At 38.8% G+C, this 26,348-nt stretch carries 34 protein-coding genes and 3 pseudogenes; 34 read left to right on the plus strand and 3 right to left on the minus strand.

Going from position 1 to position 26,348, the window contains the following annotated elements:
* Positions 1 to 253: 253 nt before the first annotated feature.
* Entirely contained in the window at positions 254 to 424 is a 171-nt protein-coding gene (locus AT689_RS04260) for a PhrA family quorum-sensing system peptide (RefSeq protein WP_000742180.1), read from the minus strand.
* Between the two features lie 188 nt (positions 425 to 612).
* On the opposite strand from AT689_RS04260, the gene AT689_RS04265 reads away from it, so the two are divergent.
* From AT689_RS04265 to AT689_RS04345, 17 genes are all read left to right on the plus strand, one after another.
* Complete coding sequence (locus AT689_RS04265) at positions 613 to 1,476, plus strand: helix-turn-helix domain-containing protein (RefSeq protein WP_000105296.1); 864 nt, start codon at positions 613 to 615, stop codon at positions 1,474 to 1,476.
* 382 nt (positions 1,477 to 1,858) lie between these two features.
* Positions 1,859 to 2,479: a hypothetical protein gene (locus AT689_RS04270; protein WP_000839908.1), complete on the plus strand. Its 621-nt coding sequence runs from the start codon at positions 1,859 to 1,861 to the stop codon at positions 2,477 to 2,479.
* A gap of 85 nt (positions 2,480 to 2,564) precedes the next feature.
* Entirely contained in the window at positions 2,565 to 3,008 is a 444-nt protein-coding gene (gene tsaE, locus AT689_RS04275) for a tRNA (adenosine(37)-N6)-threonylcarbamoyltransferase complex ATPase subunit type 1 TsaE (RefSeq protein WP_000288232.1), read from the plus strand.
* Positions 2,998 to 3,516: a GNAT family N-acetyltransferase gene (locus AT689_RS04280; RefSeq protein WP_000455536.1), complete on the plus strand. Its 519-nt coding sequence runs from the start codon at positions 2,998 to 3,000 to the stop codon at positions 3,514 to 3,516. Before tsaE ends, AT689_RS04280 begins: the two co-directional genes overlap by 11 nt.
* Before the next feature lie 7 nt (positions 3,517 to 3,523).
* Positions 3,524 to 4,540: a glycopolymer--peptidoglycan transferase LytR gene (lytR, locus tag AT689_RS04285; protein WP_000239278.1), complete on the plus strand. Its 1,017-nt coding sequence runs from the start codon at positions 3,524 to 3,526 to the stop codon at positions 4,538 to 4,540.
* A gap of 84 nt (positions 4,541 to 4,624) precedes the next feature.
* Entirely contained in the window at positions 4,625 to 5,881 is a 1,257-nt protein-coding gene (locus tag AT689_RS04290; RefSeq protein WP_000642707.1) for a competence/damage-inducible protein A, read from the plus strand.
* A gap of 54 nt (positions 5,882 to 5,935) precedes the next feature.
* A complete protein-coding gene (gene recA, locus AT689_RS04295) occupies positions 5,936 to 7,102 on the plus strand; it encodes a recombinase RecA (RefSeq protein WP_001085462.1) in 1,167 nt (388 codons plus the stop codon).
* Positions 7,103 to 7,408: 306 nt separating this feature from the next.
* Positions 7,409 to 8,779: an MATE family efflux transporter gene (locus AT689_RS04300; protein WP_001036295.1), complete on the plus strand. Its 1,371-nt coding sequence runs from the start codon at positions 7,409 to 7,411 to the stop codon at positions 8,777 to 8,779.
* 375 nt (positions 8,780 to 9,154) lie between these two features.
* Entirely contained in the window at positions 9,155 to 10,111 is a 957-nt protein-coding gene (gene lytA, locus AT689_RS04305; protein ID WP_000405234.1) for an N-acetylmuramoyl-L-alanine amidase LytA, read from the plus strand.
* Positions 10,112 to 10,469: 358 nt separating this feature from the next.
* Complete coding sequence (locus AT689_RS04310; protein WP_000289348.1) at positions 10,470 to 10,631, plus strand: helix-turn-helix domain-containing protein; 162 nt, start codon at positions 10,470 to 10,472, stop codon at positions 10,629 to 10,631.
* Complete coding sequence (locus AT689_RS04315) at positions 10,618 to 10,824, plus strand: hypothetical protein (protein WP_000366085.1); 207 nt, start codon at positions 10,618 to 10,620, stop codon at positions 10,822 to 10,824. The genes AT689_RS04310 and AT689_RS04315 overlap by 14 nt, the downstream gene beginning before the upstream one ends.
* Positions 10,825 to 10,869: 45 nt before the next feature.
* Positions 10,870 to 11,256 carry an ImmA/IrrE family metallo-endopeptidase gene (locus AT689_RS04320; RefSeq protein WP_025173807.1) on the plus strand — a complete coding sequence of 129 codons (387 nt, stop codon included), beginning with the start codon at positions 10,870 to 10,872 and terminating at the stop codon, positions 11,254 to 11,256.
* A gap of 100 nt (positions 11,257 to 11,356) precedes the next feature.
* Entirely contained in the window at positions 11,357 to 11,782 is a 426-nt protein-coding gene (locus AT689_RS04325) for a hypothetical protein (protein ID WP_000204067.1), read from the plus strand.
* A gap of 407 nt (positions 11,783 to 12,189) precedes the next feature.
* On the plus strand, positions 12,190 to 12,984 hold the full coding sequence (locus AT689_RS04330) for a hypothetical protein (protein WP_001101196.1): 795 nt from the start codon (positions 12,190 to 12,192) through the stop codon (positions 12,982 to 12,984).
* Positions 12,985 to 12,987: 3 nt separating this feature from the next.
* Entirely contained in the window at positions 12,988 to 13,185 is a 198-nt protein-coding gene (locus tag AT689_RS04335; protein ID WP_000890144.1) for a hypothetical protein, read from the plus strand.
* On the plus strand, positions 13,175 to 13,726 hold the full coding sequence (locus AT689_RS04340) for a hypothetical protein (protein ID WP_001111265.1): 552 nt from the start codon (positions 13,175 to 13,177) through the stop codon (positions 13,724 to 13,726). Before AT689_RS04335 ends, AT689_RS04340 begins: the two co-directional genes overlap by 11 nt.
* Positions 13,727 to 13,784: 58 nt before the next feature.
* Positions 13,785 to 14,045, plus strand: a complete 261-nt coding sequence (locus AT689_RS04345) for a hypothetical protein (RefSeq protein WP_001209202.1) — start codon at positions 13,785 to 13,787, stop codon at positions 14,043 to 14,045.
* Positions 14,046 to 14,785: 740 nt separating this feature from the next.
* Here AT689_RS04345 and AT689_RS04350 read toward each other — a convergent pair.
* Together AT689_RS04350 and AT689_RS13795 are read right to left on the minus strand one after the other, a co-directional pair.
* Positions 14,786 to 15,073: pseudogene (locus AT689_RS04350) on the minus strand (transposase family protein); the annotation flags it as partial.
* The gene (locus tag AT689_RS13795; RefSeq protein ID WP_001105198.1) at positions 15,051 to 15,182 is read right to left on the minus strand and encodes a hypothetical protein; all 132 of its coding nucleotides are present in this window, start codon (positions 15,180 to 15,182) and stop codon (positions 15,051 to 15,053) included. The pseudogene AT689_RS04350 and the gene AT689_RS13795, both read right to left, overlap by 23 nt.
* 124 nt (positions 15,183 to 15,306) lie before the next feature.
* On the opposite strand from AT689_RS13795, the gene AT689_RS04355 reads away from it, so the two are divergent.
* The 17 genes and pseudogenes from AT689_RS04355 to ytpR all read left to right on the plus strand — a co-directional run bounded on the left by AT689_RS04355 (position 15,307) and on the right by ytpR (position 26,331).
* A complete protein-coding gene (locus AT689_RS04355) occupies positions 15,307 to 15,765 on the plus strand; it encodes a DUF4231 domain-containing protein (RefSeq protein ID WP_000186955.1) in 459 nt (152 codons plus the stop codon).
* A gap of 12 nt (positions 15,766 to 15,777) precedes the next feature.
* Positions 15,778 to 16,386, plus strand: a complete 609-nt coding sequence (locus tag AT689_RS04360; protein WP_000083614.1) for a hypothetical protein — start codon at positions 15,778 to 15,780, stop codon at positions 16,384 to 16,386.
* The gene (locus AT689_RS04365; protein WP_000595758.1) at positions 16,379 to 16,789 is read left to right on the plus strand and encodes a hypothetical protein; all 411 of its coding nucleotides are present in this window, start codon (positions 16,379 to 16,381) and stop codon (positions 16,787 to 16,789) included. Before AT689_RS04360 ends, AT689_RS04365 begins: the two co-directional genes overlap by 8 nt.
* 10 nt (positions 16,790 to 16,799) lie before the next feature.
* Positions 16,800 to 18,215 (plus strand): cholesterol-dependent cytolysin pneumolysin, encoded by a 1,416-nt coding sequence (gene ply, locus AT689_RS04370; protein ID WP_001284361.1) that lies wholly within the window; start codon positions 16,800 to 16,802, stop codon positions 18,213 to 18,215.
* Between the two features lie 880 nt (positions 18,216 to 19,095).
* Positions 19,096 to 19,812, plus strand: a pseudogene (locus AT689_RS04375) (YebC/PmpR family DNA-binding transcriptional regulator).
* A 123-nt stretch (positions 19,813 to 19,935) separates the two neighbouring features.
* Positions 19,936 to 20,407: pseudogene (locus AT689_RS13400) on the plus strand (MarR family winged helix-turn-helix transcriptional regulator).
* A 16-nt stretch (positions 20,408 to 20,423) separates the two neighbouring features.
* Positions 20,424 to 21,233, plus strand: coding sequence for an ABC transporter permease (locus AT689_RS11550; protein WP_000601686.1), 810 nt, complete (start codon positions 20,424 to 20,426; stop codon positions 21,231 to 21,233).
* A 54-nt stretch (positions 21,234 to 21,287) separates the two neighbouring features.
* Positions 21,288 to 22,271, plus strand: a complete 984-nt coding sequence (locus AT689_RS04390) for an ABC transporter ATP-binding protein (protein WP_223200646.1) — start codon at positions 21,288 to 21,290, stop codon at positions 22,269 to 22,271.
* 65 nt (positions 22,272 to 22,336) lie between these two features.
* Complete coding sequence (locus tag AT689_RS04395; protein ID WP_000078805.1) at positions 22,337 to 22,699, plus strand: DUF2200 domain-containing protein; 363 nt, start codon at positions 22,337 to 22,339, stop codon at positions 22,697 to 22,699.
* On the plus strand, positions 22,696 to 23,199 hold the full coding sequence (locus AT689_RS04400; protein ID WP_000800942.1) for a phosphatase PAP2 family protein: 504 nt from the start codon (positions 22,696 to 22,698) through the stop codon (positions 23,197 to 23,199). The genes AT689_RS04395 and AT689_RS04400 overlap by 4 nt, the downstream gene beginning before the upstream one ends.
* Before the next feature lie 113 nt (positions 23,200 to 23,312).
* Positions 23,313 to 23,759, plus strand: a complete 447-nt coding sequence (locus AT689_RS04405) for a LytTR family DNA-binding domain-containing protein (RefSeq protein ID WP_000776589.1) — start codon at positions 23,313 to 23,315, stop codon at positions 23,757 to 23,759.
* Positions 23,760 to 23,764: 5 nt separating this feature from the next.
* The gene (locus AT689_RS04410) at positions 23,765 to 24,439 is read left to right on the plus strand and encodes a LiaF transmembrane domain-containing protein (RefSeq protein WP_000725748.1); all 675 of its coding nucleotides are present in this window, start codon (positions 23,765 to 23,767) and stop codon (positions 24,437 to 24,439) included.
* Positions 24,440 to 24,599: 160 nt separating this feature from the next.
* Positions 24,600 to 24,791 carry a cell wall-binding repeat protein gene (locus tag AT689_RS04415; protein ID WP_001843938.1) on the plus strand — a complete coding sequence of 64 codons (192 nt, stop codon included), beginning with the start codon at positions 24,600 to 24,602 and terminating at the stop codon, positions 24,789 to 24,791.
* 24 nt (positions 24,792 to 24,815) lie between these two features.
* Positions 24,816 to 24,878: a hypothetical protein gene (locus AT689_RS13080; RefSeq protein ID WP_219300018.1), complete on the plus strand. Its 63-nt coding sequence runs from the start codon at positions 24,816 to 24,818 to the stop codon at positions 24,876 to 24,878.
* Between the two features lie 197 nt (positions 24,879 to 25,075).
* A complete protein-coding gene (locus tag AT689_RS04420) occupies positions 25,076 to 25,375 on the plus strand; it encodes a DUF4651 domain-containing protein (protein WP_001013974.1) in 300 nt (99 codons plus the stop codon).
* The gene (locus AT689_RS04425) at positions 25,372 to 25,689 is read left to right on the plus strand and encodes a thioredoxin family protein (protein WP_000615767.1); all 318 of its coding nucleotides are present in this window, start codon (positions 25,372 to 25,374) and stop codon (positions 25,687 to 25,689) included. Before AT689_RS04420 ends, AT689_RS04425 begins: the two co-directional genes overlap by 4 nt.
* Before the next feature lie 15 nt (positions 25,690 to 25,704).
* On the plus strand, positions 25,705 to 26,331 hold the full coding sequence (gene ytpR / locus AT689_RS04430; protein WP_000578316.1) for a YtpR family tRNA-binding protein: 627 nt from the start codon (positions 25,705 to 25,707) through the stop codon (positions 26,329 to 26,331).
* The last annotated feature ends 17 nt before the right edge of the window (positions 26,332 to 26,348 follow it).

A 26,348-nucleotide genomic window follows, 5' to 3' on the forward strand; every position in this document is an offset into this window, starting at 1 on the left:
TAGAAATCTCAGTCTGAATTATAGTATCCTATTTTTTCCTCCTTTCTAACTGCACGTTCCTTTCTACAGGCAGAGACCTAATTTTATAAACCAATCTTAAATACTTTAGATTTTGTAACTCATAATTTTCAACAGTTGGTTAGCTATGAAAGCATTTTATCAAACATCTCCATTCTTATATCTATCTGGTATTGTTACAAGCTCTCATCAGAATACCTTTCTCTAAATAGTTGAATTTTAAAGTAATACGAAATCAATCAGCCTTCCCAACATCAAGACCATTGGACTTCTTTTGTGATTGCACTCGAATCTCCAATTGTCTATTCTTCTGAATAAACTGTTGGTAAGGAATTGTGTTACTAAACATAAAAACACCTAGTAATACTAATATAGCTAATTTTTGAATTCCACGATTTTTCTTCATTCGTGAAACCCTTTTCTTTTTCCTTGTTTTTATTTTAATATATATATATTATTCGGTCAAGCATTTTTATGTAATTTTTGACTTTTTTTAGTTTATTACCATAAAGAATTATTTATTCCTTTAACTTGCTATTTTGAACTAAAAATTTTATAATGCAATTAAGCAAATAGGAAGGTTTATTATCTTTAATGAGTACACTCGCAGAGAAATTCAGATTGAAAAGAAAAGAGTTGAGACTCTCCCAACAAACTCTTGCAGAAGGAATTTGTGAACAAAGCCAGATTAGTAAAATTGAGAGAGGGCATTTCATTCCCTCCGCAGACCTTTTGTTCAAACTCTCTCAACGACTTGAAGTACCATTAGATTATTTTTTTAATAAACAAATTGAAATTAAATCTAACCTCTCTAATTTCAAGCAATTGTCTGCTCGCCTATTAGATGATAGAAATTATGACGATTTGGAATATATTTATAGAATAGAGATTGAACGAAGTACTTTTCTAACACTAGAAGACCGAACTTACCTTGAATGGATTAAAGCTATTATTGACTTCTGTCAATATGACAGTAAGTGTGAGGCAATTTCTTCATTGGAAAATATATTATTAAAAGTCTCTTCAAATACTCTGATTTATTTAAAGGCGTTGAATACTCTATCTAATTTCTATTCCTTAGTGGGTCGTGAACAAGAATATGAGGCAAACTACTCTCATTTAATAGAGTTGTATCAGACAAAAAATTTGGACCATCAAGAGTTTTTATTTGGCTACATCAGAGTTCGTTACAACTACGCTCACTACCTAGTATCAAAGGAAAAATATAATGAAGCCATCCAAGAAGCTCTTGAAACGATTGAACTCTGTAAACAAAGACAGACAAGCTACCAATTGGCTCCTCTACTTATTCTTGTAGGAAATGCTGGAGCCAAATTTCTAGACAGAGAACAAGTCAAAAATTATTATATAGAAGCAAGAGAGTTATGTAAGATTTATAACAATCCTTTAATGTTGATGAAGATAGAAAATTATTTGAAGGAACTAGATACTGTTTAGTTAATCTTGACATTATAGTTTTTCTGAAACGTTAAATAACCTGTAAGGCTGATAGTTAGATTAATACTATCAGCCTTATAATTATGTGACTCTGAGTCCGTCTCGCTCCGTGAGGTGCGAGACAAAACAACCACCCGTTTGACGGATTTTCATGATTTCAAATTTATATTCTTCGAAAATCTCTTCAAACCACGTCAGCTCTATCTGCAATCTCAAAACAGTGTTTTGAGCAACCTGTGGCTAGCTACCTAGTTTGCTCTTTGATTTTCATTGAGTATTAGTCTCTAGTGTTTGTTTAGCGTCTTAAAGAGACATTTGAGAAGATTAGAAACAGCTCTCTCTTTTCTCCTAGTATAATGATTGGTAGGAAGGGAGAGAGAAGATGAAATCAATGAGAATCTTATTTTTGTTAGCTTTAATTCAAATCAGTTTGAGTAGCTGTTTCCTATGGAAGGAATGCATCTTGTCTTTTAAACAAAGTACAGCTTTTTTCATCGGAAGCATGGTTTTCGTTTCAGGAATCTGTGCTGGAGTAAATTATCTTTATACCCGTAAGCAAGAAGTCCATAGTGTCCTAGCCAGTAAGAAGTCGGTGAAGCTTTTTTACAGTATGTTACTCTTAATTAATTTGTTAGGAGCTGTTCTTGTTTTGTCAGATAACTTGTTCATCAAAAATACGCTGCAGCAAGAATTAGTTGACTTTTTATTGCCATCCTTCTTTTTCCTATTTGGGCTAGATTTGCTGATTTTTTTACCCTTGAAAAAATACGTGCGCGATTTTCTTGCTATGCTAGACAGAAAAAAGACAGTGTTGGTGACTATTTTAGCAACACTTCTTTTCTTAAGAAATCCAATGACCATTGTCTCACTTCTGATTTATATTGGACTGGGCTTGTTTTTTGCAGCCTATCTTGTCCCAAATTCGGTTAAGAAGGAAGTTTCCTTTTATGGTCATATTTTCCGAGATCTTGTATTGGTCATTGTTACGCTCATTTTCTTTTAGAGAAAGCCTGTTTTTTATGGATGTTATGATGATAAGTTCAGTAGGAAAATAGACACAAAAGAAAAGTTTTTGGTATAATAAGAGTATGTACACAAAAAATGAAGAAGAGTTGCAAGCCTTAGGGGAGCGTTTGGGCCATCTATTAGCAAAGAATGATGTTTTAATCTTAACTGGAGAACTGGGTGCAGGTAAAACGACCTTTACTAAAGGACTTGCAAAAGGATTACAGATTTCTCAAATGATTAAAAGTCCCACCTATACTATCGTGAGAGAGTATGAAGGTCGACTTCCACTTTATCACCTAGATGTTTATCGTATTGAAGGAGATGCTGATTCTATCGACTTGGATGAGTTTATCTTTGGTGGCGGCGTGACTGTTATTGAGTGGGGAAATCTCTTAGGAGATGCCTTGCCAGATGCTTATTTAGAATTGGAAATTCTAAAAGAAGCAGATGGACGCCGTTTAAATTTTCAGGCAAAGGGTTTGCGTGCTGAGAAATTGTTAGAGGAGCTTCAATATGGAGTATGAATTGCTCATTAGGGAAGCAGAGCCCAAAGATGCAGCTGAATTAGTGGCCTTTTTAAATCGTGTGAGTTTGGAGACAGACTTTACCAGCCTAGACGGAGATGGTATTCTCTTGACTAGTGAGGAGATGGAAATATTCCTCAACAAGCAAGCTAGTTCGGACAATCAGATAACCTTACTTGCATTCTTAAATGGCAAAATTGCTGGTATTGTAAATATTACAGCTGATCAGCGTAAGAGAGTCCGTCATATTGGAGATCTCTTCATTGTGATTGGAAAAAGATATTGGAATAATGGCTTGGGAAGTTTGTTGCTAGAAGAAGCGATAGAGTGGGCACAAGCAAGTGGCATTCTGCGTCGTCTCCAACTGACTGTCCAAACTCGTAATCAAGCAGCAGTCCATCTTTATCAAAAGCATGGCTTTGTCATTGAAGGTAGCCAAGAGCGTGGGGCATATATAGAAGAAGGGAAATTTATCGATGTTTACTTGATGGGTAAACTGATAGATTAGTAGAAATATGGTTAAAAAAATTATTGGAATGGTGCTAGCTTTACTTTCTGTAACTGTAGTAGGAGTAGGTGTTTTTGCTTATACTATTTATCAACAAGGGACAGAAACCTTAGCTAAAACCTATAAAAAAATCGGCGAAGAAACCAAGGTTATTGAAGCGACTGAACCTCTAACCATTCTGTTAATGGGAGTGGACACCGGAAATGCTGAACGAACTGAAACTTGGGTCGGTAGAAGTGATAGCATGATCTTGATGACAGTGAATCCTAAAACGAAAAAAACAACAATGATGAGTTTAGAGCGGGATATTCTGACGCGCATTGAATCAGGGAATGGTCAGGCTCATGAAGCGAAACTGAACTCAGCATATGCAGATGGTGGAGCAGAGCTTGCTATAGAAACCATTCAAAAAATGATGAATATCCATATTGATCGCTATGTGATGGTCAATATGAGAGGGTTGCAAAAACTAGTGGATGCAGTAGGAGGTATTACAGTCAATAATATCCTAGGTTTCCCAATTTCTATCAGTGACCAAGAAGAATTTAATACTATTTCTATCGGTGTTGGGGAGCAACATATTGGGGGAGAAGAAGCCCTAGTCTATGCACGAATGCGTTACCAAGATCCTGAGGGGGATTATGGTCGTCAAAAACGTCAACGTGAAGTTATTCAAAAAGTCATGGAAAAAGCTCTCAGTTTAAATAGCGTTGGTCATTATCAAGAGATTCTAAAAGCTTTGAGTGACAATATGCAGACCAATATTGATTTGTCTGCAAAAAGTATCCCTAACTTGCTAGGCTATAAAGATTCATTTAAAACCATTGAAACTCAGCAGTTGCAGGGTGAAGGAGAGATACTTCAAGGTGTTTCTTACCAGATTGTTTCGAGAGCACATATGTTGGAAATGCAAAATATACTCCGACGTTCTTTGGGACAAGAAGAAGTTACTCAGCTTGAAACCAATGCGGTTTTATTTGAAGATTTATTTGGCAGAGCACCTGTTGGTGATGAAGATAATTAACTTTTGATACAAATAAAAAAATCAATCGTAGGAAAATTCCTGCGATTTTTTCAAAAAAATACGAATAGATAGGTAGGAGGAAACATGAAAGCAGAAATCATTGCTGTTGGAACAGAGATTTTGACAGGACAGATTGTCAACACCAATGCCCAGTTTTTGTCGGAAAAACTAGCTGAGATTGGGGTAGATGTATATTTTCAGACGGCTGTAGGAGACAATGAAGTTCGTCTCTTGTCTTTGCTTGAGATTGCCAGTCAACGTAGCAGTCTGGTGATTTTGACAGGCGGTTTGGGGCCAACTGAGGACGACCTAACCAAACAAACCCTAGCTAAATTTTTAGGGAAAGCATTAGTCTTTGATCCTCAGGCTCAGGAGAAGTTGGATATCTTTTTTGCCCTGCGACCAGACTATGCCCGAACACCGAATAACGAAAGACAAGCTCAAATTGTAGAAGGAGCGATTCCACTGCCAAACGAAACAGGACTGGCTGTTGGAGGAAAATTAGAAGTAGACGGAGTGACCTATGTCGTCCTTCCAGGTCCGCCAAGTGAATTGAAACCCATGGTCTTAAACCAACTTCTACCCAAGTTGATGACAGGGAGCAAGCTGTATTCCCGAGTTCTTCGTTTCTTTGGGATTGGCGAGAGCCAGCTGGTTACGATTTTGGCTGATTTAATTGATAATCAGATCGATCCTACCTTGGCCCCTTATGCCAAGACAGGAGAAGTCACTCTACGTCTGTCAACAAAGGCTAGCAGTCAAGAAGAGGCGAATCAAGCGCTGGATATCTTGGAAAATCAAATCTTGGACTGCCAGACTTTCGAAGGAATTTCTTTACGAGACTTTTGCTATGGTTATGGGGAAGAAACTAGTTTAGCCAGCATTGTGGTAGAAGAACTGAAAAGGCAAGGGAAAACCATCGCGGCTGCAGAGAGTTTGACGGCAGGTCTTTTCCAAGCTACCGTGGCGAATTTTTCTGGAGTTTCAAGTATATTTAAGGGTGGTTTTGTGACCTATAGCTTGGAGGAAAAATCAAGGATGTTGGATATTCCTGCCAAGAATTTGGAAGAACATGGTGTGGTGTCTGAATTTACAGCTCAGAAGATGGCTGAGCAGGCACGAAGCAAGACCCAGTCTGATTTTGGAATTAGTTTGACTGGAGTGGCAGGACCAGATAGCCTAGAAGGACACCCAGTTGGGACAGTCTTCATAGGCTTGGCGCAAGATCAAGGAACTGAGGTTATCAAGGTTAATATTGGAGGCAGAAGCCGAGCAGATGTACGTCACATTGCGGTTATGCATGCCTTTAACCTAGTTCGCAAGGCTTTATTAAGTGACTAACTTTTGATATAATAGTAGATAGGTCTGAGGATCATTAGAATGTAGGAGAATAGAATGGCGAAAAAACCAAAAAAATTAGAAGAAATTTCAAAAAAATTTGGGGCAGAACGTGAAAAGGCCTTGAATGACGCTCTTAAATTGATTGAGAAAGACTTTGGTAAAGGATCAATCATGCGTTTGGGTGAACGTGCGGAGCAAAAGGTGCAAGTGATGAGCTCAGGTTCTTTAGCTCTTGACATTGCCCTTGGCTCAGGTGGTTATCCTAAGGGACGTATCATCGAAATCTATGGCCCAGAGTCATCTGGTAAGACAACGGTTGCCCTTCATGCAGTTGCACAAGCGCAAAAAGAAGGTGGGATTGCTGCCTTTATCGATGCGGAACATGCCCTTGATCCAGCTTATGCTGCGGCCCTTGGTGTCAATATTGACGAATTGCTCTTGTCTCAACCAGACTCAGGAGAGCAAGGTCTTGAGATTGCGGGAAAATTGATTGACTCAGGTGCAGTTGATCTTGTCGTAGTCGACTCAGTTGCTGCCCTTGTTCCTCGTGCGGAAATTGATGGAGATATCGGAGATAGCCATGTTGGTTTGCAGGCTCGTATGATGAGCCAGGCCATGCGTAAACTTGGCGCCTCTATCAATAAAACCAAAACAATTGCCATTTTTATCAACCAATTGCGTGAAAAAGTTGGAGTGATGTTTGGAAATCCAGAAACAACACCGGGCGGACGTGCTTTGAAATTCTATGCTTCAGTCCGCTTGGATGTTCGTGGTAATACACAAATTAAGGGAACTGGTGACCAAAAAGAAACCAATGTCGGTAAAGAAACTAAGATTAAGGTTGTAAAAAATAAGGTAGCTCCACCGTTTAAGGAAGCCGTAGTTGAAATTATGTACGGAGAAGGAATTTCTAAGACTGGTGAGCTTTTGAAGATTGCAAGCGATTTGGATATTATCAAAAAAGCAGGGGCTTGGTATTCTTACAAAGATGAAAAAATTGGGCAAGGTTCTGAGAATGCTAAGAAATACTTGGCAGAGCACCCAGAAATCTTTGATGAAATTGATAAGCAAGTCCGTTCTAAATTTGGCTTGATTGATGGAGAAGAAGTTTCAGAACAAGATACTGAAAACAAAAAAGATGAGCCAAAGAAAGAAGAAGCAGTGAATGAAGAAGTTCCGCTTGACTTAGGCGATGAACTTGAAATCGAAATTGAAGAATAAGCTGTTAAAGCAGTGGAGAAATCCGCTACTTTTTCGATTTTTGATTCAAGTTTTTAGATTATATATAGTAGCTTGAAATAAGATATGAACAACTCTATTAGGAAAGTCAAATTAATTTCTAGAAATGTTTTAGCAGCTACAGCGTACTATTCCAAACTCAACCAACTATAATAGATCGAAACTAGAATAGTACACATCTACTTCTAAAACATTGTTAAAAATCGATTTGACTTTCCTTATTTCATTCCGCTATATATAAGTTTGCTGTTTCTTGTCGCTCCTCTGGAAAGCTGATATAATAGCTTTATGAATAAAAAACGAACAGTGGACCTGATACATAGTCCGATTCTTCCCTCGCTCTTAAGCTTCACCTTTCCAATCTTGCTATCAAATATTTTTCAACAGCTCTATAACACTGCTGATGTCTTGATTGTTGGACGATTTCTTGATCAAGAATCCTTGGCTGCAGTAGGAGCGACGACAGCAATTTTTGACCTGATTGTAGGTTTTACACTTGGTGTTGGCAATGGCATGGGGATTGTCATTGCTCGTTATTATGGGGCTCGGAATTTCACTAAAATCAAGGAAGCAGTAGCAGCCACCTGGATTTTAGGTGCTCTTTTGAGCATTCTAGTTATGTTACTGGGCTTTCTTGGCTTGTATCCTCTCTTGCAATACTTAGATACTCCTGCAGAAATTCTTCTTCAATCTTATCAATATATTTCTATGATTGTGACCTGTGTAGGTGTCAGCTTTGCTTATAATCTTTTTGCAGGCTTGTTGCGGTCTATTGGTGACAGTCTAGCAGCCCTGGGATTTCTGATTTTCTCTGCCTTGGTTAATGTGGTTCTGGATCTCTATTTTATTACGCAATTGCATCTGGGAGTTCAATCCGCAGGACTTGCTACCATTATTTCACAAGGTTTATCAGCGGTTCTCTGCTTTTATTATATTCGTAAAAGTGTGCCAGAACTCTTGCCACAGTTTAAACATTTCAAATGGGACAAAAGCTTGTACGCGGATCTCTTGGAGCAAGGTTTGGCTATGGGCTTGATGAGTTCAATTGTATCTATCGGCAGTGTGATTTTACAGTCTTCTGTTAATACATTTGGTGCAGTGATTATTAGTGCCCAGACGGCAGCTCGACGCATTATGACCTTTGCCCTTCTTCCTATGACCGCTATTTCTGCATCAATGACGACCTTTGCTTCTCAGAATCTAGGAGCTAAGCGACCTGACCGCATTGCTCAAGGTCTTCGAATCGGCAGTCGTTTAAGCATATCCTGGGCAGTTTTTGTTTGTATTTTCCTCTTTTTTGCCAGCCCAGCCTTGATTTCCTTCTTGGCTAGTTCGACAGATGGTTACTTGATAGAAAATGGAAGTCTCTATCTGCAAATCAGTTCAGCCTTTTATCCCATTTTGAGCCTCTTGTTGATTTATCGCAATTGCTTGCAGGGCTTGGGGCAGAAGATCCTTCCTCTAGTTTCTAGCTTTATTGAACTAATCGGAAAAATCGTTTTTGTGGTTTTGATTATTCCTTGGGCAGGATATAAGGGTGTTATCCTTTGTGAACCTCTTATCTGGGTTGCCATGACAGTTCAACTGTACTTCTCACTATTCCGTCATCCCTTGATAAAAGAAGGAAAGGCAATTTTGGCAACCAAAGTGCAATCCTAGTTGGATTTACTGAATAAAATCCATTTCCTCTAGTGAACATCGAAAAAACTTGTGTTCTCTTCTTTAGTTTGGTGTTGAAAATAGTTTAACAGACTTTTGACTTCTTTTATATGATATAATAAAGTATAGTATTTATGAAAAGGACATATAGAGACTGTAAAAATATACTTTTGAAAAGCTTTTTAGTCTGGGGTGTTATTGTAGATAGAATGCAGACCTTGTCAGTCCTATTTACAGTGTCAAAATAGTGCGTTTTGAGGTTCTATCTACAAGCCTAATCGTGACTAAGATTGTCTTCTTTGTAAGGTAGAAATAAAGGAGTTTCTGGTTTTGGATTGTAAAAAATGAGTTGTTTTAATTGATAAGGAGTAGAATATGGAAATTAATGTGAGTAAATTAAGAACAGATTTGCCTCAAGTCGGCGTGCAACCATATAGGCAAGTACACGCACACTCAACTGGGAATCCGCATTCAACCGTACAGAATGAAGCGGATTATCACTGGCGGAAAGACCCAGAATTAGGTTTTTTCTCGCACATTGTTGGGAACGGTTGCATCATGCAGGTAGGACCTGTTGATAATGGTGCCTGGGACGTTGGGGGCGGTTGGAATGCTGAGACCTATGCAGCGGTTGAACTGATTGAAAGCCATTCAACTAAAGAAGAGTTCATGACGGACTACCGCCTTTATATCGAACTCTTACGCAATCTAGCAGATGAAGCAGGTTTGCCGAAAACGCTTGATACAGGGAGTTTAGCTGGAATTAAAACGCACGAGTATTGCACGAATAACCAACCAAACAACCACTCAGACCATGTGGATCCATACCCTTACTTGGCAAAATGGGGCATTAGCCGTGAGCAGTTTAAGCATGATATTGAGAACGGCTTGACGATTGAAACAGGCTGGCAGAAGAATGACACTGGCTACTGGTACGTACATTCAGACGGCTCTTATCCAAAAGACAAGTTTGAGAAAATCAATGGCACTTGGTACTACTTTGACAGTTCAGGCTATATGCTTGCAGACCGCTGGAGGAAGCACACAGACGGCAACTGGTACTGGTTCGACAACTCAGGCGAAATGGCTACAGGCTGGAAGAAAATCGCTGATAAGTGGTACTATTTCAACGAAGAAGGTGCCATGAAGACAGGCTGGGTCAAGTACAAGGACACTTGGTACTACTTAGACGCTAAAGAAGGCGCCATGGTATCAAATGCCTTTATCCAGTCAGCGGACGGAACAGGCTGGTACTACCTCAAACCAGACGGAACACTGGCAGACAAGCCAGAATTCACAGTAGAGCCAGATGGCTTGATTACAGTAAAATAATAATGGAATGTCTTTCAAATCAGAACAGCGCATATTATTAGGTCTTGAAAAAGCTTAATAGTATGCGTTTTTTTGTGGAGATATTTCCTTCAATGTTTGCTACTATATTAAACAAAAATCAGAAAGCAAACTAGAAAGTTATGCTCAAATAAAATCTAAATTTGACAATGTAAACCGAGTCGGATAGCTTTAAGTACTGTTTTGAGGTTGAAGATACGATTTTTGATAGGAACTCATCAATTTTAGATTTTTAAGCAGCATCAATAAATTGCTTCCTTGTTTTGTCATAATTTTTTTATTTAAAAAATTATGACAAGAGTGTGCTATTCTTTTTATGAGAGGTGTATGAATATGATAAATGTATGTGATAAATGTATGTGATGTTGGAAAAAGAATAAAAGAACTTAGAATATCTTCAAATCTTACTCAAGATAAGATTGCTGAGTATTTGTCTTTGAATCAAAGCATGATTGCCAAAATGGAAAAAGGTGAAAGGAATATCACGAATGGATTTAAGTAATAAAGCTCCAAATCTTAGAAAAAAGTTGGGAGCTGATGGTGAATCGCCGATAGATATTTTTAAATTGGTACAAAAGATAGAAAATTTGACGCTGGTATTTTATGGACTCGGAAAGAATATTATCGGAGTCTGTTATAAAGGAACTCAGTTCAGTCTCATTGCAGTCAATTCAGACATGTCATTAGGAAGGTAAAGATTTTCTTTAGCACATGAACTGTATCATCTTTATTATGATGAGGTGAAGAAGAGTTCAGTCAGTCTTATCTTGATTGGTGAAGGAGATGAAACTGAAAGAAAAGCGGATCAGTTTGCTTCTTATTTTTTAATTTTCCCATCTTCACTGTATAGGATGGTTGAGGAAATCAGAGAAAATGCCAATAGAACTCATCTTGAAGTAGAAGATATTATAAAATTGGGTCAGTTTTATGGTATCAGTCATAAAGCTATGTTATATAGATTGAGGAATGATGGATACCTTGATGCAGAAGAAATTAAAAATATGGATATTAGTGTTATAGAGACAGCTTCAAGATTAGGCTATGATACAAGTTTATATCGTCCTTTGTCAGAAAGTAAAAAGAAATGTTATTATGATAATATATTAGTTCAACTGAACAACTTTTAGAAAATAACAGAATTTCGCAAGGGAAGTATGAGGAACTGTTACTAGATGCTTTCAGATATGATATTGTATATGGGCTATATGAAGAGGGGGGAGTTGTCGTTTGACTAGTCGTGTATTTATTGATGCAGATTGTATTTCAGTATTTTTATGGGTTGGTACTGAACATCTTTTAGAAAAGCTCTATTCGGGTAAAATTGTTATTCCACAAGAGGTGTATGATGAAATCAATATACCTACAATTCCCCATTTAAAATCTAGGATAGATCAGTTGGTAGCTAAGGGTTCAGCTGAGATTGTGAGCATAGACATTGGAACTGAAGAATACGCATTATATAGAGATTTAACAAGAAATCATGATAGTAACAAGATTATTGGTAAGGGAGAAGCGGCTTCTATTTCCTTAGCGAAAAAGCATAATGGGATATTAGGAAGTAATAACCTAAGAGATGTTAAATCATATGTAGAAGAATTTTCTTTAGAACATATGACAACAGGAGATATACTGATTGAAGCGTTTAAAGCGTAATTTATTACTGAACAAGAGGGCAATCATATCTGGAATAATATGCTTAAAAAGAGAAGGAAAATTGGTGCAAATTCATTTTCAGACTATCTTCGTGGAAGTATTCATCAAAATAGACAAAAATAAATTTGGATAAATCGAACTCACTATTCAGGAGGCATATGAGCAATTCGAAAAAGAAAAGTGTCAAATTGAGCCTATAGGAGTAGAAGTGAAATAGTAAGTCCTGCATAGTGGATGAGAGAAAAGTTCTCCTTGAAGTTTTCCTGAACTATCAGTCGCATGTCAAACGATATGTAGGGTAATGTGAGAGGGGATAGAGAGTAGTTTTTGGTTATTTTATCAAAAAACTTATATTTTATTATACCGAATGATAAAATATAATAAAAATGATAGAATAAGGAAAAAACATGAATGTCAAAAAGATAATGTCAATTTTTCAATCCTTTTATGTTGATGTCAGTATTGAGGAACTGACTTTGACTTTACCAATCAGTTTTGTAAAAAGGTTTGAGTATACTCAAATGACTTTTCATAAGGAATCATTTTTATTGATTAAAGAAAAGAGAAGGGGGAGTTTGAGTTCATTTGTTACTCAGGCTCGCACTATGGGTGAAAAAGCCAATATGGATGTTGTTTTGGTGTTTTCGAAGTTATCAGACGGTGAAAAAAAGCAATTACTTCAAGCTAGAGTTCCGTTTGTAGACTTTAAGGGAAACCTCTTCTTCCCTCCATTGGGACTAGTACTGAATGCGAATGATACTGAAGTCCCTAAGGAATTAACACCTAGCGAACAATTAACGTGGATTGCCTTTTTATTGACAAAAGGTCAAAAAGTAGTAGATGTTGATTTGCTTTCACAAGTCACTGGACTTCCAAACTCAACAATTTATAGGTGTTTGAGGACTTTTAAAGCTTTATATTGGTTAAACAAGCAAAATAAGCTTTACACATATACGGTGTCAAAGAAAGAATTATTCTTAAAATCCGTGTCATATTTATTTAATCCCATCAAAAAACGGATTTTATTGCCAGATGGCGATATAAAGCAGATAAAATCTGTTTCTAACCTTCTATATGGTGGTGCTTATGCTTTGTCGCATTCAACTTTTTTAGCTGAAACGGATGAAAATACTAGCTATGTCATATGGCAGAGAAAATTCAATCAGTTATCCTTGCCACTTTCTCAGCATGTTTTAAAATGAAAGATGCTAGAGATATGGAAATATCGTCCTTTTGTATCTGAGTTTTGGAATGATTTTAAAAATAATCATGATAAACAATTTGTAGATCCGATTTCTCTTTATTTGACCTTAAAAGATGATGATGACCCACGTATAGAGGAAGAGAGTGAAGCACTAGAAAATATGATATTACAGTATCTGGGAGAAGATGATGCCAGCTAATACGAAAGTTATTTTTCAAGAAACGTTTGCGGATTTTCAGAACTATTATGTTCTGATTGGGGGAACTGCTACCTCTATCGTATTGGATTCGCAAGGATTTAAAAGTCGCACAACAAAAGATTATGATATGGTCATCATTGATGAAGTAAAAAATAAGGAATTTTATACTACCTTGAATCATTTTTTAGAATTGGGAGAGTATCAAGGAAGTCAGAAAGATGAGAAAGCGCAGCTTTTTCGATTTACAACAACTAATCCTGAGTTTCCTTCTATGATTGAACTATTTAGTATCTTACCAGAATATACATTAAAGAAGGACGGTCGAGAAATTCCCTTACATTTTGACCAAGATGCTAGTTTATCAGCCTTATTATTGGATGAAGATTATTATAATATATTGGTGCATGAAAAAGAAACCATTCAGGGGTATTCGGTATTGAGTAATTGTGGTCTATACTCTTCGAAAATCTCTTCAAACCACGTCAGCTTCCATCTACAGCCTCAAAACAGTGTTTTGAGCAGCCTGCAGCTAGCTTCCTAGTTTGCTCTTTGATTTTCATTGAGTATTAATTATTTTTAAGGCTAAAGCTTGGCTGGATATGAGAGAGCGCTCTGCTACAGGTGCTCAAGGTTTAAGTAAGTCCATTAAAAAGCATTTGAATGACATTACCCGTTTGACAGCTTCCTTGCTAGGAGATGAAAAGTTATCGGCTATAACATCAAGTAGTGCGGTAAAAGCAGACATGCACCGCTTTGTGATAGAATTAGAGCCTGTGAAGTCAACTATTCTTCAAAATGATGACATTTCATTGGATCAAAATGAAATTTTTGAAATTCTGAAAAATTTTCTCGATGGTTAAAATAATTGTAGCGAGATGGCTATATTGAATTCGTCTATATCTGGAAACTAGAAAAAACTTCAATTTCAGGAGAAAATGAAGTCAATCTTCCCACAATCAAACGTATAGTATCAAGGTTTTTCAAGACCTGATATTATGCGTTTTTTGCTTTTCAAAACTTTTTGCCCAGTCTTTGTTTTTATCCTCTAGTCACTTGATTTGTTTCAGGTGGTTTTTTAGTATAGTAAAATGAAACGAGAACAGGACAAATTGATCAGGATAGTCAAATCGATTTCTAACAATGTTTTAGAAGCAGAGGTGTACTATTCTAGTTTCAATCTACTATAGTTAAATCTGCGGTCAAGTCTACTGGTGAATCTATGATTGTAATACTCTTCCAAAATCTCATCAACCACGTCAGTCTTGCCTTGCAGTCTGTATCTTACTGACCAAGCTAGTGATGGATTTAGAATAGGTGATTTGGAGCGTCCTATTGGCTAGGAAATGCTGCTCATAGTCCTTTGCTGAGGCTAGGGTGTTTCAACATTCAACACTCAACTGGTTGATCTAGTTGATAGGAAGGGAATTACTATAAAATACTCAGGCTTCCATCATATTTTTTGAAACGATTGTGTAATCAAAATGTACCAATATTGTAGTATTAGTACAGAAGATGTTGTGAATGGATAAATATATCATAACTGCTGTCTCAAAAAGATTTCATATGTCTGTGCATATATAATAGACTTCCTGCGAAACCAAAATCCTAGTTCATGATTGATAATACCAGCACTCAAATTCATTCGTAATCCGAAGCGTTTACGATGATTTCGATAGGTTGTTGAAAACATTTTAAACGTTTTTACTTTGGCAAAGATGTTCTCAACCTTGCTTCTCTCCTTAGATAGCGCATGGTTACAGGCTTTATCTTCAGCTGTTAGCGACTTGAGTTTGCTGGATTTACGTGGAGTTTGTGCTTGAGGATATATCTTCATGAGCCCTTGATAACCACTGTCAGCCAAGATTTTACCAGCTTGTCCGACTTTTTTGATAAGCTGTTTTTAATCCAGCTAACATCTCTTTAAAAGTGGTACGCTGAACACCAACAAGGAGCTTAAATCGTGTATCAGTTAATTGTTTACTTGCTTCATAATTCATAGAACTACTATACCATATTTTGTTTCGCAGGAAGTCTAATAAGTTATAGTCCAGTTTTTACTATACTTTGATATTCAAATATGTTGTACTATGATTATCAAAGTAAATGAAAGGAGTTACGAATATGACGCCAGAAGAAATGTACCTGACAGAGCGATTAGACGTACAGATAGCTCATTTTTTAAAGAAAAGCGTTCAACATCGTAGGCGCTATAAGGTATTAAAAATAACAGAAATCGTGGCAGGTTTCCTCATAGCTGTCTTTTGTGCTATTCCTATGCCAGGTGATCGCTACCGTTTGATTTCGGTTGCCTTATCCAGTCTCGGCTTGCTGTGTGAGGGGATTATCAATTTGTATAATGCAAAGGAAAATTGGATTTCTTACCAAAAAACTGCGCAACTCCTGGAGAAAGAAAAATTCCTCTATCAATGCCAAACGGAGAAATATGCAGGAAAGACCAAGGCTTTTGCCCTATTTGTCAAGACATGCGAAGGTCTTATCTCAGAGGAGATTAACCAGTGGGAAAGTATCCAGTCAAAAGAAGTGGCAGCTAGTGCAGATGCTCCAGTTAAAAAAGAGTAGGAGGTAGAGGAAATGTCTCAATCCAGCTACCTGTCGCCCTTGCTCTGGTTAAAAAAAGAAGCCGATAAGGAAAAGATGAGCGCGACCCAGTGCCAGATATTTTTCTTTTACTATCAAATGTTTGAGCTCTTATTTGCTAGAGAAAGCGACATGAAAGACTTATGTCTGGGAACGAAAGGTTTTTATTTCTCGCAGTTAGAGAAAAATTTGCTTTCTGGAGTTTCCCGATTTCTAAAAAACTTGGAGGGGAAAGTAACTCTCAAGGCTAACCAAGAAGTATCAGCTCGCAAAGCCCTTTTTCTAGCCTTGACAACTAGCCAATCAGATTGGCAGGAGTTAGCTCCTGTTTTTGATTTTTATCAGACTATCGGGAGGCTTGAAAATCCTTCTCTCTTGAGTTCTCAGGACAGACAACATCTGATGTGGATTTACCAGTCAGCTTTGGAGAAGGATTATATTGTCAAGGTTATTGGCGACAAGCATTTTGTATTGAAGAGACAAGATGCTACTAAATTGACAGCGCGCCAAACTCAAACTTTGGAAATTCTGAGTCAATCAGAAGACTTGGTCAATCCTGTCTATGTTACATTAGGAGAAAAGGGGGTGCTCTTGCTTGATTAAGAGAGGAGATGTTGTAGCTCTTTATTTGCCTTTTCCGACTATTAGTAGCGATTTGGCTGTGAAGAATCATATGTATATCTGTATTGACAACAGCATGACTAAAAACAAAGAGTTGGTTAAAAATCAGACCTTCAAACCAGCTCTCTTGACCAGACGTTTGGTCAAGAACTTTATGATAGAAGAGCCAGATCTAGCTCGTAATCCTTTTACAAGACCAACCTTGATTGACTTAGATAAGGTATTTATGTTGGATAATACGGTCATTCCGACTTCTTATCTAGCCAGACGGCGACGCAATGTCTCAGAAGAATTGTACGAGGAAATTTTGGATTACTTAGTCCAACCACGGCTGATTTCGCTGAACAAGTCTGAGTTTATGCAACTCAATCCAGGAACTTATTAGGAGGTAGAAGATGGCAAATAAAGCAGTAAATGACTTTATACTAGCTATGAATTACGATAAAAAGAAACTCTTGACCCATCAGGGAGAAAGTATTGAAAATCGTTTCATCAAAGAGGGTAATCAGCTACCCGATGAGTTTGTTGTTATCGAAAGAAAGAAGCGGAGCTTGTCGACAAATACAAGTGATATTTCTGTAACAGCTACCAACGACAGTCGCCTCTATCCTGGAGCACTTCTCGTAGTGGATGAGACCTTGTTAGAGAATAATCCCACTCTTCTTGCGGTCGATCGTGCTCCGATGACTTATAGTATTGATTTGCCTGGTTTGGCAAGTAGCGATAGCTTTCTCCAAGTGGAAGACCCCAGCAATTCAAGTGTTCGCGGAGCGGTAAACGATTTGTTGGCTAAGTGGCATCAGGATTATGGTCAGGTCAATAATGTCCCAGCTAGAATGCAGTATGAAAAAATCACGGCTCACAGCATGGAACAACTCAAGGTCAAGTTTGGTTCTGACTTTGAAAAGACAGGGAATTCTCTTGATATTGATTTTAACTCTGTCCATTCAGGCGAAAAGCAGATTCAGATTGTTAATTTTAAGCAGATTTATTATACAGTCAGCGTAGACGCTGTTAAAAATCCAGGAGATGTGTTTCAAGATACTGTAACGGTAGAGGATTTAAAACAGAGAGGAATTTCTGCAGAGCGTCCTTTGGTCTATATTTCGAGTGTTGCTTATGGGCGCCAAGTCTATCTCAAGTTGGAAACCACGAGTAAGAGTGATGAAGTAGAGGCTGCTTTTGAAGCTTTGATAAAAGGAGTCAAGGTAGCTCCTCAGACAGAGTGGAAGCAGATTTTGGACAATACAGAAGTGAAGGCGGTTATTTTAGGGGGCGACCCAAGTTCGGGTGCCCGAGTTGTAACAGGCAAGGTGGATATGGTAGAGGACTTGATTCAAGAAGGCAGTCGCTTTACAGCAGATCATCCAGGCTTGCCGATTTCCTATACAACTTCTTTTTTACGTGACAATGTAGTTGCGACCTTTCAAAATAGTACAGACTATGTTGAGACTAAGGTTACAGCTTACAGAAACGGAGATTTACTGCTGGATCATAGTGGTGCCTATGTTGCCCAATATTATATTACTTGGAATGAATTATCCTATGATCATCAAGGTAAGGAAGTCTTGACTCCTAAGGCTTGGGACAGAAATGGGCAGGATTTAACGGCTCACTTTACCACTAGTATTCCTTTAAAAGGGAATGTTCGTAATCTCTCTGTCAAAATTAGAGAGTGTACCGGGCTTGCCTGGGAATGGTGGCGTACGGTTTATGAAAAAACCGATTTGCCACTAGTGCGTAAGCGGACGATTTCTATTTGGGGAACAACTCTCTATCCTCAGGTAGAAGATAAGGTAGAAAATGACTAGGAGAGGAGAATGCTTGCGACAAAAAGAGGCGATGATCTCTCTGCGGATATCTGAAAGTTTATCTCTTGCCTAGCGATTTCCATTGGAGTATGCTCGTGATGTTAAAATGAATCTATCAAACAGAATGTGTAAAAAAGTAAAAAGGGTAGCCAATTCCTTGATATACAGGGGATTGATTATCCTTTACTTGTTTTAGATGATTGGAAATTCAAGAACGACACGTATCGGAAATATTTTGCTGTTTATATCTAATACCCATTTATGGAAGAAATGAAATTAAATATGAACAAATCAATTGCTAGCAATGGTTTAGAAGTGCCAGTGTACTAGTCTAACTTCTCCATCTTGGGAACACGTAAATTATACTCTTCGAAAATCTCTTCAAACCAGGTCAGCCCTATCCGCAACCTCAAAACAGTGTTTTGAGCAACCTGCGGCTAGCTTTCTAGTTTGCTCTTTGATTTTTATTGAGTATTAGAGGTTTGCTTAGAAACTCGTCTATTAATTTCTTAGAATACAATAGCGCCTATAAGAACTGTTGGATTGCAAAGTATTTACTGGAACTATGATATGTCTGGAGTAGACTGTCAACAAAAGGTGCAGTATGATTGTTTTTGCCGCTTATATCTACAAACTTCAAACAGTAATTTGAGCTGACTTTGTTAAACTTGGCTGAAACTTTCTATTTGCAGATAATGGTCTAGTTTGTTTTTTGAATGTGGATGAGTGTCTGTTGATAAAGATAGAAAGGCAAGACCATCTTAGCAGGTAAAGTACTATCCTAGCTTGATTTGCTAATAAAATCCATTTCCTCTAGTGAAAATCAAAAAAACTTGTGTTATAATAAGAAAGATTAAAATGTGAAAAAAGGAGATTCCTAATGGGACGTAAATGGGCCAATATCGTAGCCAAGAAAACGGCTAAAGATGGAGCCAACTCTAAAGTATATGCAAAATTTGGTGTAGAAATCTATGTAGCAGCTAAAAAAGGTGATCCAGATCCAGAATGAAACTCAGCTTTGAAATTCGTTATCGACCGTGCTAAACAAGCCCAAGTGCCAAAACACGTTATCGATAAAGCGATTGATAAAGCCAAAGGAAACACAGACGAAACCTTTACAGAAGGACGTTACGAAGGTTTTGGGCCAAATGGCTCTATGCTAATTGTGGATACTTTGACTTCTAACGTTAACCGTACAGCAGCCAATGTCCGTGCAGCCTTTGGTAAAAACGGCGGAAACATGGGCGCTTCAGGTTCTGTTTCTTACCTCTTTGACAACAAAGGTGTTATTGTATTTGGAGGTGAAGATGCAGACGCAGTCTTTGAGCAATTGCTCGAAGCGGATGTGGATGTGGATGACGTAGAAGCACAAGAAGGTACAATCACAGTTTACACAGCGCCAACTGACCTTCACAAGGCTATCGTTGCCCTCCGTGAGTCTGGTATTGAAGAATTCCAAGTGACTGAATTGGAAATGATTCCTCAGTCAGAAGTGGAATTGTCAGGCGAAGACCTTGAAACTTTTGAAAAACTTTACAGCGTTCTTGAAGACGACGAAGACGTCCAAAAGATTTATACGAACGTAGATGGGTTTTAATTTAACCTATAGAACATGATCCTAAGTGAGAAAATCACTTGGGATTTTTTTAATCAAGAAAATAGTTCTCATAGAAATTTAATTATTCTCCAGAGAACTATTTTTATTTAGAAGGGGGAGATTATGGATAAACCGATGTTAGTCTTTAAGCGTTTTGGTCATCAAACTTACCTGATGGTGCAAAAGGAAGCCAAACGTTGCGGCATTGAATTTATGGGTGGGCCGCAAGGTCAGGTTGTGCGTTTTTGGGATAATCGCGAGAAAAACCAAGACTTGGTCTTGATTAAAGATATCGAGCAGGAACTCAAAATTACCAAGTCTGTTGCTAGTAATCTGGTTAAGCGTATAGTGTAAAATGGTTTGGTGGAATTGGAGGCGAGTCCTGTTGATAAGCGGGCTAAGTTTGTTCGTCTGACGGACAAAGCACGTTCTCAGATGCAACAGGTTAAGGCTTTTTTTGAACGCATAGACAAGCAGTTGATGGAAGACATTGATGAAGATGAATTACTGATTTTTGAGAAAGTTCTCGGTCAACTACAGGCAAAATATCAAGGGAATAGGAGGAGAGAATAAAGAAATTAGCCAAAAGAATTAGTAGAAAAGAATGGGGGATGATTTTACTAGCCATTCTCTTTACTTGCTTTTCGGTCTATCTAGAGTTGGAAGTGCCGACCTATATCTCGAAAATTACGGATTTGCTAGGTAGTCAAGGAACTAATTTAGATGAGTTGTGGCAGCCGGCAAGCATGATGATGGGAATGCCCTTTCTTGCCTTCTTGTCCGTAGTTGCAGTTGGATTTTTTGCATCCCGAGTGGCGGCTTCTTATATTAGTAGGCTGAGAAGTGATATTTTTAACCGAGTTTTGGATTACTCGCAGACAGAGATTAAGAAATTTTCAATTCCTAGCCTCTTGACGCGTACTACCAATGACATTACTCAAGTTCAAATGTTGATTACTATGGGCTTGCAAGTGGTAACGCGTGGTCCAATTATGGCTATCTGGGCTATTGGGAAGATTTTAGGTCATTCAGAATACTGGCTCTGGGCCGTACTTGTGGCAGTGATTGTCAACGTCCTGATGACGACCGTTTTGATGACGCTAGCCTTTCCAAAACAGTCCTTGATTCAGGGGCTGACAGATAAACTGAACAGTATCACTCGTGAGAGTTTAACAGGTATTCGTGTCGTTCGTGCCTACAATGCAGAGGATTATCAAAATGAAAAATTTGCAGCAGTAAATGATGAATTGACCCGTTTGAATTTGTTTGTCAACCGTCTTATGGCTATTTTGAATCCTATCATGATGGGGATTTCAAGTGGTTTGAGTGTGGCGATTTACTGGATTGGGGCCTATGTGATTAACGACGCTGCTCCGATAGCGCGTCTGCCTCTCTTTAGTTTCATGTCTTATGCCATGTAGGTTGTCATGGGCTTCCTTCTCATGGGAGCACTCTTCATCGTTCTTCCCCGAACTATGGTCTCTGCTAAGCGGATTAATCAAGTTTTATATTTGCATTCTTCTATCCAAAACCCTGTTCAAGTGCAGCTGACTGATGAAAACTTCAAAGGTCAGGTCGAGTTTAAGGATGTGACCTTCCGCTATGCGGCAAATTCGGAGGCAGTTATTGAACATGTTAGCTTTAAAGCAGAAACTGGTCAAACAGTGGCCTTTATTGGGTCAACAGGTTCTGGTAAATCAACTCTGGTCAATCTGATTCCACGTTTCTACGACGTGTCAGCAGGAGAAATTCTGGTGGACGGTGTCAATGTTCAAGACTATGACTTCTCTGCGACAGCTCATGCTGGTCAAAAGGTTGCCATTGTTGGGCCGACTGGGACTGGTAAGACAACCATTGTCAATCTTTTGATGAAATTCTATGAGATTGATAAGGGAAGTATTCACATTGATGGTGTGGATACCAAGGCTATGACGCGTTCAGAAGTGCATGATGCCTTTTCAATGGTCTTGCAGGATACCTGGCTCTTTGAAGGAACTATTCGAGACAATCTCATCTATAATCAAATAGGGATTAGTGATGAACGAATGATGGAAGCTAGTAAGGCTGTGGGAATTCACCACTTTATTATGACCTTGCCAGATGGCTATGATACCATCTTGGATGACACCGTGACCTTGTCTGTAGGACAAAAACAACTATTGACTATTGCTCGTGCCCTTCTTAAGGATGCACCGCTTTTGATTTTGGATGAGGCGACTTCTTCTGTTGACACACGGACAGAGGAATTGATCCAAAAAGCCATGGACCGTTTGATGGAAGGACGCACATCCTTTGTCATTGCCCACCGCTTGTCAACCATCCGAAATGCAGACTTGATCTTGGTCATGAAAGATGGAAATATCATCGAGCAAGGCAACTATGAGGAACTGATGGCGCAAGGTGGCTTCTACGCTGACTTGTACAATAGTCAATTTACAGAAGATGAAGCAGAAGAATAAATCAAAAGAAGGCTTGACGGCCTTCTTTTTCTTATTTATACTAGTACACATAGAAAGAGAGAAGTATGAGTCAGAAATTATACAATATGAAATTTGCTGCTGTCTACTTAGCCTTGATTGCAAAAGTTGAGCGAAAGGGTGGAAAGGCAGAGTCAGTTCACCAAGTGACCAGTTGGTTGACAGGGTATGAAGTGAGTGATGTTCTTGCTTGTCTGGATAGGGATGTTACTTACGGAGATTTTTTTAGACAAGCACCATATTATGTCCCTGAACGAATTGCAATTACAGGGAAGATTTGCGGTGTCCGTATTGAGGAAATTGATGATCCTCTGATGCAGGAAATACGTCGCTTGGACAAGCTAGTGGATTGGCTTGCCAAGGGGAAAACATCTCAACAAGTTCTAGAAAAGTATGAGAAGCATAAATGAAAAATTATCAAGAATGGTATCGAAATATCAGCTCCAGACTAACTAGTCGTCCAATTCTTTTATTCCTATTACGCAGTTTCAATCGTTTGATGACAGTCGCCATGCCCCTGGTCTATCTGATCTTGCTAGTCACCACTTACCTGCAACTAGGACTTGGTCAGCAAGTTGGGGTTTATGTGCTTATTCCTGCATCAGGTTTTGTGGCCTTGTCCCTGTTTCGTAAGAAAATCAATCACCCGAGACCTTATGAAACTTGGGATATCTGTCCCCTTCTTGATAAGGATAGTTCGGGACGGTCGATGCCCAGTCGCCATGTCTTTTCGGCAACTATCATCTCCATGGCCTGTCTGCATGCTAGTCTACCTATTGGCTTAGTATGCTTGATCTTTTCAGCTTTGCTGGGGTTGGTGAGGGTTTTAGGGGGTGTTCATTATCCCAAGGATGTCTTGGTTGGCTATGCTTGTGGTTTGGTGTGGGGATTCCTTTTCTTCCTATTCTGACATGTAAGTTAAGCTAGTCCTACAACCACTTACTGCTTCAAATTGACCACTTGCTTTTTTGCCCTTGTATTCCTAACTTAGCTTTGATATAGTAGAGTCAGAAAGGAGATGTGATGAAGTTACGAATTGAGATTGACGGCAATTTAGAGGAGACTGAAATTGTCATCAAGACCCCCACTTTGACAGATGAAATTGCAGACTTGCAACGGCTCTTGCAAGAGTCAAAGGCTCCGAGGTTGACTTTTTACAAGGGGACAGGTGAATATTATCTAGACCTGTCAGAAATTCTCTTCTTTGAAACAGAAGGGAGCAAGATCTACGCTCATAACCAGAAGGAAGCTTATGAGGTTCGCCTCAAGCTCTATGAGTTGGAGTCTATCTTGCCTCGCTATTTTAATCGAGTTTCCAAGTCAACGATCGCAAACATCCGTCAGATTTACTCAGTGGACAAGTCCTTTTCAGGAACGGGCACCATTTCCTTTTATCAGACGCACAAGGAGGTTCATGTCTCACGGCATTACCAATCCCTCCTAAAAGAAAATCTAAGAAACATGAGGTAAAAAACATGAAAAAGAAAGCATTTGGTATTGTTTTATTGGTTTTAGCAGCTTGGATCTTGCTGCAAGGGAATTTTGGAATTCCTTCTTTGGATGGTAAAATATGGCCTTTACTAGGTATTGTTTTTTTTGCTTATAAGTCCATTGAGTCCATCCTTAGACGTCATCTCACTTCGGCAGTTTTTACAGGTTTACTGGCGCTCATCATTGCAAATTACGCTTATGACTTGTTACCAGTTACCAATCATTCTCTTATTTGGGCTAGCATCTTGGTGGTACTTGGTGTTGGTTATCTGACGCATTCAAGTAAGTTCTGGAATGAAAAAAAATGGTGGTACAATGGGAAAAAAACAGTCGTCACGGATAAGGAAGTCGCTTTTGGTAGCGGGACCTTCTATAAGCAAGATCAAGATCTCGTAGATGACCAAGTGGAAGTCGCTTTTGGGGATGCTAAAATCTACTATGATAATGCAGAGATGCTAGGTGATTTTGCAACTTTAAATATTGAAGTGGCCTTCGGGAATGCAACCGTCTATGTTCCACAACACTGGCGTGTAGATTTGAAAGTAGAAACCTCCTTTGGTGCAGCTAAGGCTGACGCTCCTGTAGCCCCAACCAGCAAAACCTTGATTATCCGTGGAGATGTGGCTTTTGGGAAGTTGGAAATTGTCTACGCTAAATAAAAAAATCTTCACTTCAACCATCAAAATAGGCGTACTAAGAGTAGGAAATTGATGCCTTGCTCTGATTTCAGTTCTATGGTTGTTAGACTTTAAAAAATGAAATGCTGCCTTTAAAAGTTGTATATTTTTCGATATTTTGGCTTTTACGTTTGATGTATCTATGTACTACAGCGTAGATGATGTAGTGTCGAATGCTTTTAAAAAACGAATGATATTGGACAGTTTTTTTTCCTTTAATTGCTCAGGAACCATGAAAGTCAGTACTTGGGTTTATGACAAGGGAGAATGGTATTATGTAAGTTCTTCTGGTTCCATGATTGCGAATGATTGGGTCAAAGACAATGGCAAGTAGTATTATCTGGCTTCATCAGGTAAGATGCTTCGCAATACCTACACACCTGATGGTTACTACGTTGGCAACTTAGGTGCCTGGCAATAAGAATAATACTCTTTGAAAATCTCTTCAAACCACGTCAACGTCGCCTTATCTACAACCTCAAAACCGTGTTTTGAGCAGCCTGCGGCTAGCTTTCTAGTTTGCTCTTAGTATAAGAAGTCCTTTTCCTTAAAGGAAGAGGCTTTTTACTTGCTTTTCTGCTGCTTCCTCATTTGTCCTGAAGCCTTTTTTGTGTTAAAATGAATGGTATGAAAGCTAAAAAAATGTGGATGGCAGGCTTGGCTCTGCTAGGTATCGGAAGCCTTGCTCTTGCTACGAAAAAAGTTGCAGATGACCGTAAGCTCATGAAGACTCAGGAAGAGTTGACAGAGATTGTGCGAGACCATTTTTCCGACATGGGGGAAATTGCGACCCTTTATGTTCAAGTTTACGAAAGCAGTCTGGAGAGCTTGGTTGGTGGCGTCATTTTTGAGGATGGCCGTCATTATACCTTTGTCTATGAAAATGAAGACCTAGTCTATGAGGAGGAAGTCTTATGATACAGCCAGCAAGTTTAGAAGAATTAGCATCTTTAGTGGAAAAAGCGGGCAAGAAGGTCTTCCTTTTTGTGGCAGACTGGTGTGGCGATTGTCGTTATATTTATCCTGCCTTACCAGAGATTGAAGAGACCAATCCAGAGTTCACCTTTATTCGAATGGACCGAGATCAGTATATGGATTTGGCCAAACTCTGGGATGTTTACGGAATTCCTAGCCTTGTTGTTCTAGAAAAGGACAAGGAAATCGGTCGTTTTGTCAATCGCGACCGTAAAAGTAAGGAGCAAATTAACGATTTTTTAGCAGGATTGAAATAGGAGAAAAAGGAAACAATGATTTTTACGTATAACAAAGAACATGTCAGTGATGTCCTTATGGTCATCGTGAAAAATAGCGGAGATGCCAAACTGAATGTGGAACGCAAAGGCAAGGTAGCCCGTGTTTTCCTCAAAGAAAATGGGGAAACAGTAGCTTGGAACATTTTTGAGGTTTCGAGCTTGTTTGAAATTGCAGAGCGCGGTCAAGTCTTTTTATCAGATGAGCAAGTCGCTCGTTTGAACCAAGAATTACAGGCGGAAGGTTTTACAGAAGAAATTGTTAATGATAAGGAACCTAAGTTTGTTGTTGGTGAAATTGTCGAGATGGTAGCTCATCCAGACAGTGACCACCTCAACATCTGCCAAGTTGCAGTCGCAAGTGACAAGATAGTGCAAATCGTTGCAGGAGCACCTAATGCGCGTGTTGGGTTGAAAACCATTGTGGCTCTTCCTGGTGCCATGATGCCAAAAGGGAATTTCATTTTCCCAGGCGAACTTCGTGGTGAAAAGAGTTTTGGGATGATGTGTAGTCCTCGTGAATTGCATTTGCCAAATGCTCCGCAAAAACGTGGGGTGCTTGAATTATCAGAAGACCAAGTTGTCGGAACACCGTTCGACCCAGCGAAACACTGGACTGCCTAGGAACTTGTCAGCATCTG

Origin of the sequence: Streptococcus pneumoniae (assembly GCF_001457635.1) — a bacterium.
In the GTDB taxonomy this organism is placed as follows: domain Bacteria; phylum Bacillota; class Bacilli; order Lactobacillales; family Streptococcaceae; genus Streptococcus; species Streptococcus pneumoniae.